The 17556-nt window shown below is 64.4% G+C and carries 17 protein-coding genes; 12 read left to right on the top strand and 5 right to left on the bottom strand.

The genetic code is table 11. From position 1 onward, the window contains the following. Nucleotides 1–77 precede the first annotated feature (77 nt). The 9 genes from ACVZTU_RS04735 to ACVZTU_RS04775 all read left to right on the top strand — a co-directional run bounded on the left by ACVZTU_RS04735 (nt 78) and on the right by ACVZTU_RS04775 (nt 9102). On the top strand, nt 78–1148 hold the full coding sequence (locus tag ACVZTU_RS04735) for a metal ABC transporter solute-binding protein, Zn/Mn family (protein ID WP_420097676.1): 1071 nt from the start codon (nt 78–80) through the stop codon (nt 1146–1148). 2 nt (nt 1149–1150) lie between these two features. After that, a complete protein-coding gene (locus ACVZTU_RS04740; protein ID WP_482401518.1) occupies nt 1151–2020 on the top strand; it encodes a metal ABC transporter ATP-binding protein in 870 nt (289 codons plus the stop codon). Continuing rightward, complete coding sequence (locus ACVZTU_RS04745; protein WP_172173965.1) at nt 2017–2925, top strand: metal ABC transporter permease; 909 nt, start codon at nt 2017–2019, stop codon at nt 2923–2925. The genes ACVZTU_RS04740 and ACVZTU_RS04745 overlap by 4 nt, the downstream gene beginning before the upstream one ends. 85 nt (nt 2926–3010) lie before the next feature. After that, nucleotides 3011–3958, top strand: coding sequence for a metallophosphoesterase (locus ACVZTU_RS04750; RefSeq protein WP_139468717.1), 948 nt, complete (start codon nt 3011–3013; stop codon nt 3956–3958). Between the two features lie 103 nt (nt 3959–4061). Next, nucleotides 4062–6419, top strand: coding sequence for a transglycosylase domain-containing protein (locus ACVZTU_RS04755; protein WP_482401519.1), 2358 nt, complete (start codon nt 4062–4064; stop codon nt 6417–6419). Nucleotides 6420–6698: 279 nt separating this feature from the next. Beyond that, entirely contained in the window at nt 6699–6854 is a 156-nt protein-coding gene (sp36, locus tag ACVZTU_RS04760; protein WP_009883339.1) for a Sp36 family protein, read from the top strand. 49 nt (nt 6855–6903) lie between these two features. Next, entirely contained in the window at nt 6904–7377 is a 474-nt protein-coding gene (locus ACVZTU_RS04765; RefSeq protein ID WP_139907182.1) for a RidA family protein, read from the top strand. Continuing rightward, nucleotides 7367–8338: an NUDIX hydrolase gene (locus ACVZTU_RS04770; protein WP_181270935.1), complete on the top strand. Its 972-nt coding sequence runs from the start codon at nt 7367–7369 to the stop codon at nt 8336–8338. The genes ACVZTU_RS04765 and ACVZTU_RS04770 overlap by 11 nt, the downstream gene beginning before the upstream one ends. Then, nucleotides 8335–9102, top strand: coding sequence for an MBL fold metallo-hydrolase (locus ACVZTU_RS04775; RefSeq protein WP_139468713.1), 768 nt, complete (start codon nt 8335–8337; stop codon nt 9100–9102). The genes ACVZTU_RS04770 and ACVZTU_RS04775 overlap by 4 nt, the downstream gene beginning before the upstream one ends. Nucleotides 9103–9419: 317 nt before the next feature. Here the strand turns inward: ACVZTU_RS04775 and ACVZTU_RS04780 are convergent, their stop codons facing one another. Further along, the gene (locus tag ACVZTU_RS04780; protein ID WP_101545702.1) at nt 9420–10097 is read right to left on the bottom strand and encodes a Crp/Fnr family transcriptional regulator; all 678 of its coding nucleotides are present in this window, start codon (nt 10095–10097) and stop codon (nt 9420–9422) included. Between the two features lie 243 nt (nt 10098–10340). Between ACVZTU_RS04780 and nth the strand changes: the two genes are divergently transcribed. Next, complete coding sequence (gene nth, locus ACVZTU_RS04785; protein WP_139468712.1) at nt 10341–11117, top strand: endonuclease III; 777 nt, start codon at nt 10341–10343, stop codon at nt 11115–11117. Beyond that, on the top strand, nt 11114–11845 hold the full coding sequence (locus ACVZTU_RS04790) for an NUDIX hydrolase (protein ID WP_259357050.1): 732 nt from the start codon (nt 11114–11116) through the stop codon (nt 11843–11845). Before nth ends, ACVZTU_RS04790 begins: the two co-directional genes overlap by 4 nt. A gap of 28 nt (nt 11846–11873) precedes the next feature. Here the strand turns inward: ACVZTU_RS04790 and ACVZTU_RS04795 are convergent, their stop codons facing one another. Both ACVZTU_RS04795 and ACVZTU_RS04800 read right to left on the bottom strand, forming a co-directional pair. Continuing rightward, entirely contained in the window at nt 11874–12719 is an 846-nt protein-coding gene (locus ACVZTU_RS04795) for an ABC transporter permease (protein ID WP_139468710.1), read from the bottom strand. Between the two features lie 58 nt (nt 12720–12777). Then, complete coding sequence (locus ACVZTU_RS04800; protein ID WP_482401520.1) at nt 12778–13737, bottom strand: ABC transporter ATP-binding protein; 960 nt, start codon at nt 13735–13737, stop codon at nt 12778–12780. Between the two features lie 111 nt (nt 13738–13848). Here ACVZTU_RS04800 and ACVZTU_RS04805 point away from each other — a divergent pair, with 111 nt between their 5' ends. Then, nucleotides 13849–14853, top strand: coding sequence for a TetR/AcrR family transcriptional regulator (locus ACVZTU_RS04805; protein WP_482401521.1), 1005 nt, complete (start codon nt 13849–13851; stop codon nt 14851–14853). Nucleotides 14854–14935: 82 nt separating this feature from the next. On the opposite strand, the gene ACVZTU_RS04810 is transcribed toward ACVZTU_RS04805, so the two are convergent. Together ACVZTU_RS04810 and acs are read right to left on the bottom strand one after the other, a co-directional pair. Further along, complete coding sequence (locus ACVZTU_RS04810) at nt 14936–15343, bottom strand: phage holin family protein (RefSeq protein ID WP_039211350.1); 408 nt, start codon at nt 15341–15343, stop codon at nt 14936–14938. Nucleotides 15344–15522: 179 nt separating this feature from the next. After that, on the bottom strand, nt 15523–17460 hold the full coding sequence (acs, locus tag ACVZTU_RS04815) for an acetate--CoA ligase (protein WP_482401522.1): 1938 nt from the start codon (nt 17458–17460) through the stop codon (nt 15523–15525). Between the last annotated feature and the right edge of the window lie 96 nt (nt 17461–17556).

Below are 17556 nucleotides of genomic sequence, written 5' to 3' on the forward strand. Positions count from 1 at the left end.
TTATATTAGTGGCGGGCCTCTGATCTGAGTATCGTCGACGATGTTGCTTCATCCTCGATGCCTTAGAAAGGCTCCTCATGACCTCCTCGCGCATTCTTCTCACTTCCGCTGCCATCGCCTCCTCGGCGACGCTGGTCCTCAGCGGCTGCGGGGGACAGGCCTCCGAAGCCGACACCGGGGCACTGCGCGTGGTGACCTCGACCAACGTCTACGCCGACATCGTCTCCCAAGTCGCCGGCGATTTCGCCGAGGTGAGCCCGATCATCGATGATCCGAACCAGGATCCTCACTCCTACGAGGCGACCACGCAGGATCGACTCAAACTGTCGAAGGCCGACCTCGTGGTACAGAACGGCGGCGGCTACGACGCATTCATGACCGGAATGCTCGATGCCTCCGGTACTGACGTCGACATCATCGATACCGTTTCGATCTCGGGCCTGCCCGGCTCGGAAGGCCTCGGCAACGAGCCCCACGACCATGAACACGGTGAGGGTCATGACGACGAGGAAGCCCACGGCGGCGGGCACGCTCACGAAGACGAGGAGGCACATGATCATGAACATGCCGAAGAAGGCCACGATGAAGAGGGCCACGAAGGCCACGATCACGGATCATTCAACGAACACCTGTGGTACTCGGTCCCGACGATGACGAAGCTCGTCGACGAGGCGGCGACCCACCTCGGCGAGGCCCTGCCGGAACATCAGGGCGAGTTCGAGGAGAACGCGAAAGAGTACAAGGCGCAGCTGACCGCCCTGCAGGACGATATCGATGCGGTGAAGAAGGAACACGGCGGCGAGAAGGTCGCTGCGACCGAACCGATTCCGCTGTGGTTGTTCGACGATATGGGACTCGAGAACGTCACCTCGATGGAGTTCCTCGCCGCGGTCGAAGAGGGCAATGATGTGCCGCCGCTGGTGCTCAAGGCCGCGGAGAAGCAGATCTCCGATGGAGATGCCGTGCTGCTTGGATACAATACTCAAGCGGCAGGTCCGCAGGCAGAGGCCTTGAAGTCCACCGCTGAGGACTCCGACGTCCCGGTCGTCGACCTCGCCGAGACCATGCCTTCGGGAACGCACTACGCCGACTGGATGGGTGGCTACATCACCGAAATCTCAACCGCACTCGAAGGGCACAAGCACTGAACATGGCCAAGGAATCCGACGCTTCCGCACCGGCAACGCGACGGGAGCCGGTGATTCGACTGCGCGATGCCGAACTGCGGTTCGGCCCGCGTGTGCTCTGGCACGATCTCGACCTCGACGTCGCGCCCGGGGAGTTCCTCGCCGTGCTCGGCCCCAACGGCACCGGCAAGACCTCCCTGCTCAAGGTGCTGCTGGGACAGAATGCACTGTCGGCCGGCACCGCTGAGGTCGGCGGTCGGGAAGTGCACAAGGGCAATCCCGCCATCGGCTACATTCCGCAGCAGCGCGGAATCGATCCGCACACTCCGATGCGCGGCCGCGATCTGGTGCGCATGGGCGTCGACGGTCACCGGTGGGGGATGGGCCTGCTGTCCCGGGGGCGAAAGAAGAAGGTCGAAGACCTCTTGGCCTCCGTCGGCGCCACCGACTATGCCGACGCCCCCGCCGGCACGGTCTCCGGCGGTGAGCTGCAGCGACTGCGTGTGGCACAGTCCCTGGCCAACGATCCCACGGTGCTGCTCTGCGACGAACCGCTGCTGTCCCTCGACCTGCACCACCAGCAGGTGGTGGCCGCGCTGCTGCACGAACAGCGGGTCAAACGCGATGCCGCCGTCGTCTTCGTCACCCACGAGATCAACCCGATCCTGCCGTATGTCGACCGGGTGCTCTATATCGTCGGCGGGCATTTCCTCATCGGCACCCCCGCCGAGGTGATGACCACCGAATCGCTGTCCCGCCTCTACGGTGCTCCGGTCGAAGTGGTCCGCGTCGGCGGCCGCCTCGTCGTCGTCGGCGGTGAAGAGGAATGCGTCGACCACCACAACCTGCCCGATGACTCCTTCGACCTCGACGGGACGGTGGTGAACCGATGAGCATTCCTGAGATCTTTGCCAACCTCTTCACCTTCGAGGATTACGGCGAGCTCGTGGCGCTGCTGGCCAATTCTCTCATCGCCGCGGCGTTGCTCGGCGTTGTCGGAGGCCTCATCAGTGTCTTCGTCATGGCTCGGGACATCCCCTTCGCAGTCCACGGGGTCTCCGAGCTCTCCTTCGCCGGTGCTGCCTTCGCCCTGCTCGTCGGCTTCGACGTCGTGACCGGGTCGATCGTCGGGTCCGTCGTCGCGGCTCTCATCATCGGCATCGGCGGGGCCAAGGATTCGGAGAAGAACGCGATCATCGGCGTCCTCATGCCCTTCGGCCTGGGACTGGCGATCCTCTTCCTCGCCCTCTACGACGGGCGAGCGGCGAGCAAGTTCGGGCTGCTCACCGGCCAGATCGTCGCGATCACACCCGGCCAGATCCTCACCCTCATCATCTGTGCGCTGGCAGTACTCGTGGTGTTGGCGATCGTCTGGCGTCCGCTCATGTTCTCCAGCCTCGACCCCGAGGTGGCACGGGCCAAAGGTGTGCCGGTCAGTGTGCTCACCATCGTCTTCATGCTCACCCTCGGACTCGCGGTGGCGCTGAGCGTGCAGGTCGTCGGTGTCCTCCTCGTCCTCGCTCTCCTCATCACCCCGGCCGCCGCAGCAACCCAGCTCTCGGCCTCGCCGGTGTGGGTTCCGGTGCTCAGCGTGATCTTCGCCGTGACCGCCTCGGTCGGTGGAATCCTCATTGCGCTCGGTTCACCGGTGGTCCCGATCAGCCCGTTCGTCACGACGATCTCGTTCCTCATCTACGTCGTCTGCCGACTCGTCGGCGGTCGCCGGATGAAATCCCTGCACCGCCGCCGCGCCCACCGCGCCGCAAGAGAACACAACACCCCCATCCCCACCCCCTAGTTGCTACCTGACGGCGGCCCAGCAACCTCGCGCGAGGTTGCTGGGCCGCCGTCAGGTAGTTCTGGGAGCGGATAGAGTTGGGGGAATGAAGAAGCGCGCTCTCCTCGCCGGTGCTCTTGCCGCCCCCACGGCCGCCGGAATCTGGGGTGCGGTCATCGAACCGCACCTCTTCGCCATCCGCCACCACACCCTGCCGATCCTGCCTGCCGGAGCCGAATCCATCCGGATCCTCCACGTCGCCGACCTGCACCTGGCGCCCTGGCAGAAGCACCGTGCCTCCTGGGTCAAAGCGCTCACCCGGCTCGAACCGGACGTCGTCGTCAACACCGGTGACAACCTCTCGGCCGATATCGTGCCCGACGTCCTCGACGTCTTCTCCGGTCTGCTCGACACACCCGGAGTCTTCGTCCTGGGGTCAAATGACTTCTTCTCGCCGCAGGCGAAGAATCCCGCGAAGTATCTGCGATCGCCGTCCCAGGTCAAACACCGAGTGAACCCCGATCTCGACGTTGGGGCCCTCGTCCGCGGATTCGAAGAACCGACATCCCCGTCGGACTCGTCGGCCGGTAGTCAGGGATGGCATTTCCTCGACAACACCGAGGCGACCCTGACGATCAAGGGCACCCGGATCCACTTCACCGGGCTCGGCGACGCCCATATCGACCGCGACCGGATCCGTTGGAGTGGGGGAGCACCCGGCAAGGGCGTGCTTGAGCATCCGCGGTTCGATTCCAAGGCCGGGCTCAAGGTGGGCGTGACACACGCCCCGTATTCGCGGACCTTGGAGGCGTTCGCCTCGGCGGGGGCGGACCTCATCATGGCCGGACACACTCACGGGGGACAGATCCGCGTGCCCTTCTGGGGTGCGCCGGTGACGAACTGCGACCTCGATCGGACACGCGCACGCGGAGTCTTTCCGTACCGGAAGAGCCTCGTCGCCATCTCCGCCGGTCTCGGATTCTCACCGTACTCACCAGTGCGTTTCGCCTGCCGACCTGAAGTCAGCGTCTTGGAACTCGTCGCAATGGCCTAACCTGTTCAGCGGTTTCTGAAGATTTGCACAAGGCAAATTCGTTAAACTGGCTACCATGGTGTCTCCTGAGTCAAACGCCCCACCCACAAAAATGGGCGCGTTCATGCAGTTCGTGGCCGTCAGCGCAGTGGCGGGAATCGTCGCTGCCGGTCTGGCCATTCCCGGAGTCGGTGTCGCAACAGCCAGTGCGAACAGCGCTGTCGAGATCTTCGATTCACTCCCCGCGACCTTGGAGATCAAGGACCTCGGTGAGAAGTCGACGATGCTTGCCTCCGACGGGTCCGAGCTTGCGGAGTTCTACTGGCAGAACCGCCAGGAGGTCCCGCTGGATAAGATCTCGAAGGATATGCAGAATGCGACGATCGCCGTCGAGGACTACCGGTACTTCGAACACGGCGGCGTCGACATCGAGGGCATTGCTCGTGCAGCGGTGCACAATATGGTGTCCTCGACGACTCAGGGCGGATCGACGCTGACCCAGCAGTACGTGAAGAACGTGCTGGCAGAGAACGCGCATGCCGAGGAAGACTCCGAAGGTGTGGCTGCGGCGAAGGAGTCCGAAGGCACCGCCGGCTATGCGCGTAAGCTGCGCGAAGCCAAACTCGCTGTCGCGGTTGAGAAGAAGTACGACAAGAAGGAAATCCTCAACCGCTACATGAACATCAACAACTATTCGGGTTCCCCGAACGTCTACGGTGTCGAAGCCGCCGCCTACCGGTACTGGGGCATCCACGCGAAGGATCTCAACATCCAGCAGTCGGCGATGCTCGCCGGAATCGTGCAGAACCCCTCGGCGTTCAACCCGCAGCGGTTCCCCGACCAGGTGCTCAAGCGTCGCAACACCGTGCTCGGGCAGATGCTCAAGTACGACCACATCACGCAGAAGGAATACGACAAGGCGGTCAAGACCGACCTCGACCTCGACCTGCATGAGACACCGAACGGCTGTTCGGCAGCCAAGAGCAAGGCAGAATTCTTCTGCAACTATGTTCAGAACGTCATTATGAATGATGACACCTTCGGCGACACGGCTGACGAACGCCTGGCCTTCCTCCAACGTGGCGGTCTGAAGATCAAGACGAGCCTCAATCCCGATATCCAGAAGATCGCGGACAAGGAGATCAAGAAGCGCGTCCCCGTCGGCGACCCCTCCGGCGCCGGTCACGCCCTGGTGACGATCGAACCTGGAACCGGTGAAGTCATCGCCATGGCCGAGAACCGCGAATACACCGCGGGAGAGGTCAAGAAGAAGGACAAGAACAAGAAGACCTCGATCAACTACACCGTCGACAAGAAGCACAACGGAGGCGGCGGCTTCCAAGTCGGTTCGACGTGGAAGCCTTTCGTCCTGACGGCATGGCTGAAGGAAGGAAAGAGCCTCAACACCACCGTCAATGCGACGAAGCGCAATTTCCCGGCCAGCTCCTGGAAGTACGAGGGCTGTCCGAATATGGGCGGAGACTGGGACCCGAACAACGCCGGCGACGGTGAAGGCAAGGGTTCGATGACCGCGCTGGAGGCCACGAAGAAGTCCGTCAACACGGGCTATGCGGCGATGGGCAACCAACTGAACATGTGTGACGTCATGGACACCGCTATGGACCTCGGCATCCGCTATGGCAGCGGAGAGGCGCTCGACTTCAAGGACAAGTCCGGCTTCATCCAAGCCCTGTCACCGTCGTCGATTCTCGGTACGACGGAGACCACGCCGATCGCCATGGCCGCGGCGTTCGCCACCTTCGCGAACGAAGGCGAATTCTGTGGGCCGAAGCCGATCATTGAGATCAAGGACCGCAAAGGCGAGAAGCTCGACCTGCCTGGCGAAGGCTGCAAGCGAGTGCTCGACAAGGAAGTGGCCAAGGGCGTCGCCTACGCGCTGACTCAGACGTTCAACGGCGGTACGACGAGCTCGCTGAAGATCGGAGTTCCGGCAGGCGCTAAGACCGGTACGACGAACTTCGAGGTCGGTCACACCTGGCTGCTCGGGTTCACCAAGACGCTGTCGACTGCGGTCTGGACCGGTGATCCGGGGGGCACTCGGGACTGGCGCACCAACGGCGCCGGCGCCGTCAGAGGCCACATCTACGGTGCGACCATCTCCGGTAAGACCTGGCAGGCATACATGAGCCAGGCGGTGAAGGAGACCAAGGGCAATACCGGGTTCCCGAAGCCCAGCAGCAAGTACTTCTCCGGCGGCGGCTCCGGCGGTGGTGGCGGTTCGTCCAGCGGCGGCCGCGGTGGAGGCGGCGGCGGCACCGGCGGCGGTGGCGGTGGCGGTGGCGGAAGCCACGGCAACGGCGGTGGCGGCACCGGTGGCGGCGGCAACGGCGGCGGTGGAGGCGGCAACTCCGGAAACAACGGAGGCGGCGGCGGAAACGGCGGCGGCAACAACGGCGGCAGTGACGGCGGCAGTGACGGCGGTGACGGCGGCGGCGAGGCTCCCGGCCTCGGCGGCAACTGAGCCGATGAGATGCCGGTCGTGACCGGCCGATAGAACCCGGCGGAGAACGTCCCGGTGAAGGCGGGGAGGACCAGGGCCTCCCCGCCTTCGCTGTCTGACTTTCACGGGTGTCGCCGCAGCGAAACAGCTGTGACCGCCGCCCACGGAACACGGGTGCCCAGCGTGCCCAGTCTGGGCTAGTGTGGGGAACGGACCTGCGTCGTCGACCGCACCAGGAAAGCCTGGTCATACCGGATCACTCGGACCGCCTCGGCGCCGCACCAACAACTGAGGAGAACCATGACCAAGTGGGAATACGTCACCGTGCCGCTCATCGTCCACGCGACCAAGCAGATCCTCGACCAGTGGGGCGAGGACGGATACGAACTCGTGCAGGTCGTCCCGGGTCCCGACAACAACGGACTCGTGGCTTACCTCAAACGCCCCAAAGAATGAGCTGAACCGGCCGGACCGTTGACACCCCACCCTCACCGAAAGAAGAACAATGTCGAAGACCCTTGAGCGCATGAACGAACTCGGCCTCGAACTGCCCGAGATCGCCACACCAGCCGGCGCCTACGTCCCCGCCCTGCGCACCGGGAACTACGTCTATACCTCGGGCCAGCTGCCCGTCGTCGACGGCAAACTGCCTGCGACCGGTCACCTCGGCACGGATGTCGACCTCGACACCGGCTACCAACTTGCACGCACCGCCGGGCTCAACGCTCTGGCCGCCATCGCCGGAGTCATCGGCGATCTCGACAAGATCGTGCGCGTCGTCAAGGTCACCGGCTTCGTCAACTCCGCCGACGACTTCACCCAGCAGCCAGCCGTCATCAACGGCGTGTCCGAGCTCTATGGCGAGATCTTCGGAGACCGTGGGCAGCACGCCCGCAGCGCGGTCGGCGTGAACACTCTGCCTCTGGGCACCCCCGTCGAGGTCGAAGTCATCGTCGAGGTCTCAGGCGATGCCGCTTAGCGGACGCACTCTTCCCGTCTCGTCGGAGCTGCGGTGGCTGCTTGACCACTGGCAGTCCGACGGACGGTGGCCCGTCCCGGAGGCCCCGCGCCCCACCTCGGCGATCGTGCTGATCCGGGATTCCGCGGACGGGCTGGAACTCTTCATCACCCGGCAACTCGACGCCCGCGGCGTCGAAGACCGCAACCGGTGGGCATTTCCCACCAGCAGCCTGCGCCCGGGTGATGTGCGGAAGCTGCCTCTGGCCGGATGGAATTCGGCCCGGTGCGCCCGTGCGCTGAGCATCGAAAACAAATCCCGCGCCCTCCACCACTTCTCCGCGGCCGCCCGCATCACCTTCGCTGCCACCGGAATCCTACTCGCCGAGGATGTCGACCGGGAGATCGTGGCCACACCGCAGACGGACTGGAACACCACCCGATCGAGGCTGTTCTCGAACGAAGTGTCCTGGTCACAGGTCTTACGCGACCGAGACCTGCGGTTGCGTCCCGATCTGTGCAAACCGTGGCTGCGTTGGATCAACACCCCCACCCAGCTGCACCGGTTCGACACCACCTACTTCATCGCCACCGTGCCCTTCGGCCAGGACGTCGACTTCCTGTCACCGAACGAGACCTCTGCCGGATGGAAACGCCCCGACCAGATCATCGCCGAGGTGGGAGGAGACCCCGACCGCATCGGCGCGGCCGCCCGCATCATCGTCGAAAGCCTCGCCGAGGTCCCGACCGTGGGCGCGGCCATGGCGCAGATCCGCAACCTCCACCCGCTGCGTCCGGAGATCGTCGATGACGACGGCGACTGGAAGGTCGTCATCCACACGGGCAAGGACCCCCACAGCAAGGGAAGCCTGCGCGACCGGGCCGTGGCCGTCGGCGAGACCGACACCGACCAGAACCCCGGCTTCCTGACATTCAGCGGTGACGATGACGAAACGACAGACGAGGAGAACGACGACTCATGAGAATCCGTGCGAACAACCCCGGCCCGATGACCCTGACCGGTACGAACACCTACGTGCTCACCAGCCAGGATGACACGTCCGCAGTTGTCATCGATCCCGGACCGGAGATGGCCGATCATCGTGAAGCCTTCCTCGCGGAAGTGGCCGACCGTGACCTGGCGGCGGTCGTTCTCACCCACCAGCACGCCGACCATTCTGAGATGCTCGGAAGCATCGACCAGTGGGCCCCCGACGTGCCCGTCTATGCCGTGCTCGAGCGTTTCGCTCGGCACACGAACCCGGTCAGCGACGGCGACGAGATCGCCTTCGGTGACACTCCGGCCGACGTTCTGCGCGTCGTCGCCACCCCCGGACACACGAGCGACAGCATCAGCCTCATCCACTCCGGAGCCCTCTACAGCGGCGATACGATCCTGGGGGAGGGGACGACGATCGTCACCCACCCGGAAGGCTCCCTGGGCGACTATCTGAACTCCCTCGACCGATTGAAGGAGCTGCTCGACGACGGGGAGTTCGCCATCATCGAGCCGGCCCACGGTGAGCGCATCGACGCCCCCGCCGAGGTGATCGACTACTACCGTTCCCACCGACTCGAACGCATCGAGCAGGTCAAAGCGGCATTGGAGCAGGGGGCGAAGACGGCCTCAGAGGTATGCGACATCGTCTACCACGACGTCGACTCCAGCGTACGGTCGGCGGCCGAGCAGATCGTCAAGGCTCAGCTGGCCTACCTCGACGCCCTGCCCGCCGCCGACGACGCCTGAGTCCTGCTGCTGACGCCGGAGCCGCCGACGACGCCTGAGTCCTGCCGCGGCGCCTGGTGCGCAACATCTTCGGTCCAGCTGGATGACACACCACTCACGACTCGGGTTCTGATCCAGTCATCGAGTTTGAACTCGATGACTGGATCAGAACGCGATCACGAAACTTCCCACACCTCACGCGACAGCCCCTGAGACGGCGAGCGCCGGCCACGACGCACACCTGTCCCGACCAGAACGAACGCCCCAGCCGAATCGGCTGGGGCGTCCATTTGTCGCGGCGTCCACGCGGCCACAGCGGCCGGAGGTCGCTGGGAGGATCAGCGGGCGCGGTTGCGCATGCGGTCCATGTCGAGGATGACGACGGAGCGGGCCTCGAGACGGATGAAGCCGCGGGCGGCGAAGTCGGCCAGTGCCTTGTTCACGGTCTCACGCGAGGCACCGACGAGCTGAGCCAGCTCTTCCTGAGTGAGGTCGTGAGCGACGAGCACACCGTCGGGAGCCGGCTTCGAGAAGCGAGCTGCGAGATCGAGCAGAGCCTTGGCGACACGGCCGGGCACATCGGAGAAGACAAGGTCGCCGACGGTCTCATTTGTGCGACGCAGACGCTGGGCGAGGGCCTTGAGCAGGTTCATCGCGGCCTGCGGACGCTCGTTGAGCCAAGTGGTGAGGTCTTCGTGCTTGAGGCTGAGCAGCTCCGACTGGGAGACGGCAGTGACAGAGGTCGAACGCGGGCCCGGATCGAAGAGGCTGAGCTCACCGATGATCTCGCCGGGGCCGACCACGGACAGCAGGTTCTCACGGCCGTCGGAGGACTCACGGCCGATCTTGAGCTTGCCCGAGGAGACGATGTAGAGCTCGTCACCGGCATCGCCCTCATGGAAGAGCACGGTTCCCCGACGGAGACTCCGCGGGTTCATGAACTTCATCAATGCACTGGTGGCTTCATCGTCCAGACCTGCGAAGAGCGTCGCGCCCCGCACCACTTCAATATCCACTGGTTCCTCCTTGTCGTGATAATCACACACAAATCTACCTGGTCATCTGCATCGATACCAGCAAAGACGCGGGAGTGTGGCCCATCAGTATGAAAACCTCTCCCGCACCGCCCAACACGACTCCCGTCCACACCATTCCCGCAGCCGGCCAGAACAAGGTGCGCAGATCCGGGCGCGAACATGATTCACGGGTGTGACCGGCATGACTGCGGAATGACAGGGCACGGATTAGGATGGTGAGTCGTGTTGACTGTGGCAGAGAAGAGCGCGCGGAAGTTCGCGAAGGAGACCCCGCTGGGCCGGACTCGCCGGGCGCGGAAGATCCATCGCATCCTCGCCGAGGTGTATCCGAACGCGAAGTGCGAGCTCGACTTCGAGACTCCGTTCCAGCTGCTCATCGCCACCGTCCTCTCCGCCCAGACCACCGATATCCGCGTCAACTCGGTCACCCCGAGCCTCTTCGCCGCCTTCCCCGACGCCCACGCCCTGGCCGTGGCCAATCTCATCGAGGTCGAGGAGCACATCCGCTCCACTGGGTTCTACCGGGCCAAGGCCCGCAACATCGTCAAGCTCGCGAACGAACTCGTCGATGAATACGACGGCGTGGTGCCGAACAAGCTGGACAAGCTCGTCAAGCTCGCCGGAGTCGGACGAAAGACCGCGAACGTCGTCCTCGGAAACGCTTTCGACACCCCTGGGCTGACCGTCGATACACATATGGGCCGGCTGGCCCGCCGCTTCGGTTGGACCGAGGAGACCGATCCGGTCAAGGCCGAGCACGAGATCGCGGCCCTGTTCCCGAAGAAGGACCTCACCATGCTTTCGCATCGGGTGATCTTCCACGGCCGCCGCATCTGCCATTCCCGCAAGCCCGCCTGTGGAGCCTGCCCCCTGACGGCGCTGTGCCCATCGTTCGGGATCGGGGAACTCGACCCGGACAAGGCACGTGCCATGCTTCGGTTCGAAATGGCGCCTTTGGCCACTCCCGCCGAGGAGGCTGTCCCCGAGGAGGGACGATGAGCGCCCGAATCCCCGACCTTCCACCCGAATCGGCGACGATCGCCGATGGGGCCTTGCGCGGGCAGCTCGAAGATCTCGCCGCCTCGCACGGGTCCCCGCTGTGGCTGCGCCGACAGAAGGACGCCGCAGAGCAGTCCGCCCGTGACGCCGCCGTTCTCATGCTCTTCGGGCGCGGGGGAGAGCCTCGCACCGAGGCAGGAGGAGCAGAAGCATCGCGCCTGGCCGAACTCGGCGTCGCCGATGTCGACATCGTTCTTCTCCAGCGTGCCGCGACCCTGCGCCATCATCCCGGGCAGGTCGCCTTCCCCGGAGGCGGTCGTGATCCCGAAGACGATTCCATGGCGGCCGCCGCGCTGCGTGAAGCGGAGGAAGAAGCCGGAATCTCCCCGGACACCGTCGAAGTTCTCGGAGAGATGGACCCGCTCTATATCCCCGTCTCGAAGTTCGAGGTCACTCCGGTTATCGGCTATTGGCGTCAGCCGGGCCAAGTCCAGGTGATGGATCAGCGGGAGTCCTACTCCGTCTATCGGGTGGCCATCGCCGACCTCGTCGCCCCCGCCAACCGCGGAACCTTCGCCCGTCCCGATCTGAAGATCTCGACCCCGGCCTTCGACGTCGGAGTCCTCAAGGTATGGGGCTTCACTGCCGGCATCCTCGACTTCGCCCTCGACCATCTCGGCTGGGCCGGTGAATGGGACAAGAAGGTTCCCATCGCCATCGACTTCTGAATTCGGCCACTGCGGTTTCCGGTGACGGTCAGCGCTGCCCGGCCTTCGCTCTGAACAGCACCGCGGCCCACACCGCCGCCACAGCGAGGATGAGCAGACACCAGCCGACAGCGAGATAGCCGGAAGCGCCCATCTCGGTGCCGATGAGCAGTGCGCGCAGAGCGTCGATGATCGGGGTGATCGGCTGATTGTCGGCGAACACCTCCAGCCACTTCGGCATGGTCTCGACCGGCACGAACGCGCTGGAGACGTACGGGAGGAAGAGCAGGATGAAACCGTATCCATTGGCGGATTCGGGAGACTTCGCGGCGAGGCCGATAGCGGCGAAGAGATACGTGATCGCCAGAATGTAGAGGGCGACGAGTCCGACGGTCGCCAGCCATTCGGCCACTCCGGCGGAGGGGCGGAATCCGATGGCGACGGCGACGAGGAGGACGATGGAAGTGGCGAACAGATTCCTTGCGAGGCTCGCCGCCACGTGCCCGGTGATGACGGCAGACGCTCGCACCGGCATCGTCCGCAGTCGGTCGACGAACCCGGAGGTCATGTCCGAAGCCACCGACAGCGAGGTCGAGGCGGCACCGAATCCGGCGCAGGTGAGGATGATTCCGGGGACGACGTAGTCGACGTAGCCGCCGTCGGGATCGAGAGCGCCGCCGAAGACGAAGGTGAACATGAGCATGAGCATCACTGGCAGAGCGACGGCCATGAGCAGCGATTCGACGTCGCGAACAGCGTGACGCAGGCTCCTGCCGATGAAGGCGGCCTCGGTTGAGAACCCGCGAGGGCGTGTACGGGAGACCCCTCGGGGGAGGGGAGAGGCGGTGGTCGCTGCTGTCGTCGGGGTATCGGTGATCGGGTGACTGTGTGACATTGGTCTGTCCTCTCTGGACGGTGTGGAGATCGGAGACGTGGGATCGGATATCGAGCGCTCAGTGAGGTGAGCCGGCCGAGGTGAAATCGAGGAAGACGTCGTCGAGGCTGGGACTGTGCAGGGAAACCGAGGCCCGAGGCGATCGGGAAGTCCACGGCTCGAGAGCCGCGGCGAGGCCGGCGACAGTGCCGTCGGTCGCGATCTCATCCAGTTGAGTTCCGTCTGTTCCGCGGATCGACACGGTGTCCTCGCCGATGCGTGCCTTGAGTTCTGCTGGTGTGCCCAGACCCGCCATTCGGCCGCTGTCGAGCAGGCCGATCCGGTCGGCCAGTGCATCGGCCTCGTCGAGGTACTGGGTGGTGAGGAACACCGTCGCGCCGCCTCGGGAGAGCTCGCTGACTTCGGTCCACAGCTGCTGCCGGGAGCGGGTGTCCAGCCCGGTGGTGGGTTCGTCGAGAATGAGCACCTCGACAGGGACGACGAGGCTGAGAGCCAGGTCGAGGCGGCGACGCATACCGCCGGAGAGTGCGGCGACCCGGGTGGACATGAAGGCTGTGAGGCTGAGCTTCTCGGCAAGGTCGCGGCTTCGCGCTTTCGCGGCACTCCGACTCAGCCCGGAGAGTCGACCGAGGAGGACGAGGTTCTCTTCGGTCGAGAGATGGGCATCGACGGCAGCTGACTGGCCGGTGACGGCGAATCGCCGCTTCGCCTCGGCGGGTGACTCGCGCACATCGACGTCCATGACTCGAACTGATCCGGCATCAGGGCGGACGAGCGTGGTGAGGATATTGATGCATGTGGTCTTCCCTGCGCCGTTGGAGCCGAGAAGTGCGAAGACCTCGCCTCTGTGCACGTGGAAGTCGAGTCCGTCGAGGACGGTCTTCGTTCCGAAGCGCTTGCCCACCTGTGTGAAGGAGATAGCGGGAGAACGGACGTCACCCGTGTCGATGTGCCCTGTCGGTTTCGGTGACGGTGCCGTTGAGTCCTGTGCGGTGCTGGTTGAACTTTCCGTGGTCATGATGGGAGTCCTCTCACGAGTCGTGGTTCCCGGAGCAAGTGTCTGTATATGACAGAAACTGTATATGACACTAACACGCAATATATGCCATACACAATATAGACTGACGGCATGAGCACGGATGATCTGATCGAGCAGCTTCCCAGTGGAATCGCACTGGCCTGGGGTGTCGCGGCGACTCCCCAGCGGGGGCCGAAGAGGGAGATGAGCGTCGAGAAGATCGTCGACGCTGCGATTGAGATCGCCGACAGCGACGGCATCCAGGCGGTGTCGATGGCGGCGGTCGCGAAACGACTCGGGTACACGCCGATGTCGCTCTACCGCTATGTCAGCTCGAAGGACGATCTGCTGCTGCTCATGCAGGAGGAGGCGACCGGCCTGCCGCCGGAGCCAGGCGAGGAGGATCTCGGCTGGCGGGCACGACTCGGTGAACTCTATGAGGCGCAGTCACAGATCTATTCGCGTCAGTCCTGGCTGCTGTCGATGCCGATCACCGGCAGCCCGATCACACCGAACAGTTCGGCCTGGCTGGAAGCCGATCTCGAGGCGCTCCGCGATACCGGTCTGACCGAAGAGGAGGGGATCGCTGTCTCACTTCTCGTCACCGGTGCGGCTCGTTGGAAAGGGCTGATTGCGGCAGGCTACGAGGAGCAGAGCAGAGCGACCGGTTTGGACGCCGCCGAGGTGGCGGCGCGGGAGCAGCGTCTCTTCGACGCCGTCATCACCGAGGATGGATATCCCTTCCTCAGGAAGGCGATCGATGCGGGGGTCTTCGCCTCGGAATTCGATCCCTTCGACTTCGGGCTCGAACGAGGTTTGGACGGGGTGGAGGCCTTCATCGAGGCGATCGTGAACGCGCGGGCAGGTGCCGTGTCCGACGTGGCGAACGACGGCTCGAGCGCAGCGACCTCAGTCGCCGCGCCCGATGATGCGACGGAGGCAGCGGCTGCAGGGCATGCCGCGATCGCCGATGATGACCCTGCGGTAGCGGCCGATAAGAAGCTGCGAGAGGCGCAGAAAGCGGTCCGGCAGGCGCAGAAGGTGCTGGCCGAGGCACGGAAACGGGAACGTCAGGTTCTGCGGGAAGCCAAGGAGCGAGTCGCGAAGCGACGCTGAGCGTGAATGCGAGAAGCGGCGCCGGACGAAATGTCCGGCGCCGCTTCTCGCATCTGCCGCGGTTCTCAGATTGGGAGAGGTGTCAGTACCTGGGTCCCGAGGGATTCTTCACTGCGCGCTTGACAGAGGCCACCAGCGACTTGGCCGAACCGATCGCGGTGCCGGGAACCGGGTTGCCCTTCTTGAACAGCGGGAGGGCCACAAGGACGAGGATGATCGCAATGACGGCGAGGATGCCGAAGACGATGAGGAAGCTGCCCCACCATGGCCAGCCCAGACCCTCATGGAATGCTGCCGCACCGGCGAAGATCACCATGAACGAGGACAGGAAGAGCAGGAAGAGAGCGACGATGGCCAGTCCGGCCCCGATGCCCAGGTTCTTCGCACCGGCAGTGGCCTCGGCCTTGGCGAGGGCAATCTCTTCTTCGGCGATCGCTTTGGAATCGTCGCTGATGCCTTTGATCAGTTCGCTGATGGACCGTTCGGCCATGAGAGCTCCTAAATCGAGAACGAGGACAATCTAACTTAAGAGTAGTCTGAACGGGCTCTGCGGCCAAAGGCGAATCGGCGGGGAATCGGGAAAACCCGTCGGATCCGGACGACCGCCGTTATGCGGCAGGGTCGTCTGTCACCGACGGGTCATCCGATTTCGGCCTCAGAGCGAGGGGCTCAGGCTCCTGTGACGGACTTTTCGATCTGATCCATCACCGAGGCATCGGCGAGGGTCGACGTGTTGCCGACCTCGCGGTTCTCGGCAACGTCCTTGAGCAGGCGACGCATGATCTTGCCCGAGCGGGTCTTGGGCAGGTCCGTGACGATGTGCACCTTCTTCGGCTTCGCGATGGGGCCGATGTCCTTGCCCACATGCTGACGCAGCTCCTCAGAGGTCTCGGGGGAGTCCTCGACGCCGTTGGAGACGATGACGAACGCGACGACGGCCTGACCGGACGTGTCGTCGGCGGCGCCGACCACAGCCGCCTCGGCGACCTTGGGATGCGCGACGAGCGAGGACTCGATCTCCGCGGTGGACAGGCGGTGACCGGACACATTCATCACGTCGTCGACACGCCCGAGGAACCAGATGTCCCCGTCCTCATCACGGCGGGCGCCGTCGCCGGCGAAGTACGTGTCTTCGAACCGCGACCAGTAGGTCTCCTTGAAGCGCTCCGGGTCTTTCCAGATTCCGCGCAGCATCGACGGCCATGGGCGGCGGATGACGAGCAGTCCGCCTTCGGGGCCGGCCGGGTTCTCACCCGAATCATCGACGACATCGACGGAGATGCCGGGAATCGGACGCTGTGAGGAGCCGGGCTTGGTTGAGAGCACGCCGGGCAGAGGCGCGATCATGTGGGCCCCGGTCTCGGTCTGCCACCATGTGTCCACGATCGGGCAGCGCTCACTGCCGATGACGCGGTGGTACCAGCGCCAGGCCTCGGGGTTGATCGGTTCGCCGACGCTGCCGAGCAGGCGCAGACTGGATAGATCGTACTTCGCGGGGATCTCCTCGCCCCACTTCATGCAGGTGCGGATCGCCGTCGGTGCGGCGTAGAGGATCGTGGCTCTGTACTTCTCGATGATCTCCCACCAACGACCCTGATGCGGGGTGTCCGGAGTGCCTTCGTAGATGATCTGAGTGGTGCCGGCGGCCAGTGGGCCGTAGGTGACATAGGAGTGACCGGTGATCCAGCCGACGTCGGCGGTGCACCAGAAGACATCGGATTCGGGCTTGATGTCGAAGACGGCCTTCATCGAGTAGAGCACCTGAGTGAGGTAGCCGCCGGTGGTGTGGAGGATGCCCTTGGGCTTTCCTGTCGTACCGGAGGTGTAGAGGATGAACAGCGGGTGCTCCGAGTCGAAGAATTCGCACTCGTGTGTGTCGCCGGCCTGGCCGACGGAGTCCTCCCACCACTGGTCACGGCCTTCGACCCAGTCGACGTCCTGACCGGTGCGCTTGACGACGAGGACGTGCTCGACGGGAGTGTCGCCCTGGGCGATCGCTTCGTCGACGGCCGGCTTGAGACTCGTGGGTTTGGCGCGCCGGTAGCTGCCGTCGGCGGTGATGACGACGCGGGCCTCGGCGTCGATGATGCGCGAGTGCAGAGCATCGGCGGAGAATCCGCCGAAGACGACGGAATGCGCCGCACCGAGGCGGGCACAGGCGAGCATCGAGATCACCGCTTCGGGGATCATCGGCAGATAGATGGCCACCCGGTCGCCGGTCTTCACGCCGAGGTCGATCAGCGTGTTCGCCGCCTTCGACACCTCGGCCAGGAGCTCGGCATAGGTGAAGGTGCGGGAGTCGCCCGATTCGCCTTCGAAGTTGATGGCCACGCGGTCGCCGTTGCCTGCGAGGACGTGACGGTCGAGGCAGTTATAAGCGACGTTGAGCTTTCCGCCGACGAACCATTTCGCGAACGGCGGGTTCGTCCAGTCGAGGACCTCGCCGAAGTCTTCGTGCCAATCGACGAGCTCACGGGACTGTTCGGCCCAGAAACCCAGGTAGTCCGCCTCGGCGCGTTCGTATTCATCGGCCTTGACGTTGGCTGCGGCCGCGAACTGCTCAGGTGGGGCAAACGTCTCGGTCTGCTCGGCAGCGGTTTCGGTCATGCTTTCCCTCCGACTTCCTTGGTGGATCGAAAATTCTAGTTGCACTGTATACCTGCGGTCGGGGGCTGGGGAGAGCAGTTTCACTCGATGAACGGG

The sequence above is a fragment of the Brevibacterium sp. OS20 genome (assembly GCF_056837565.1).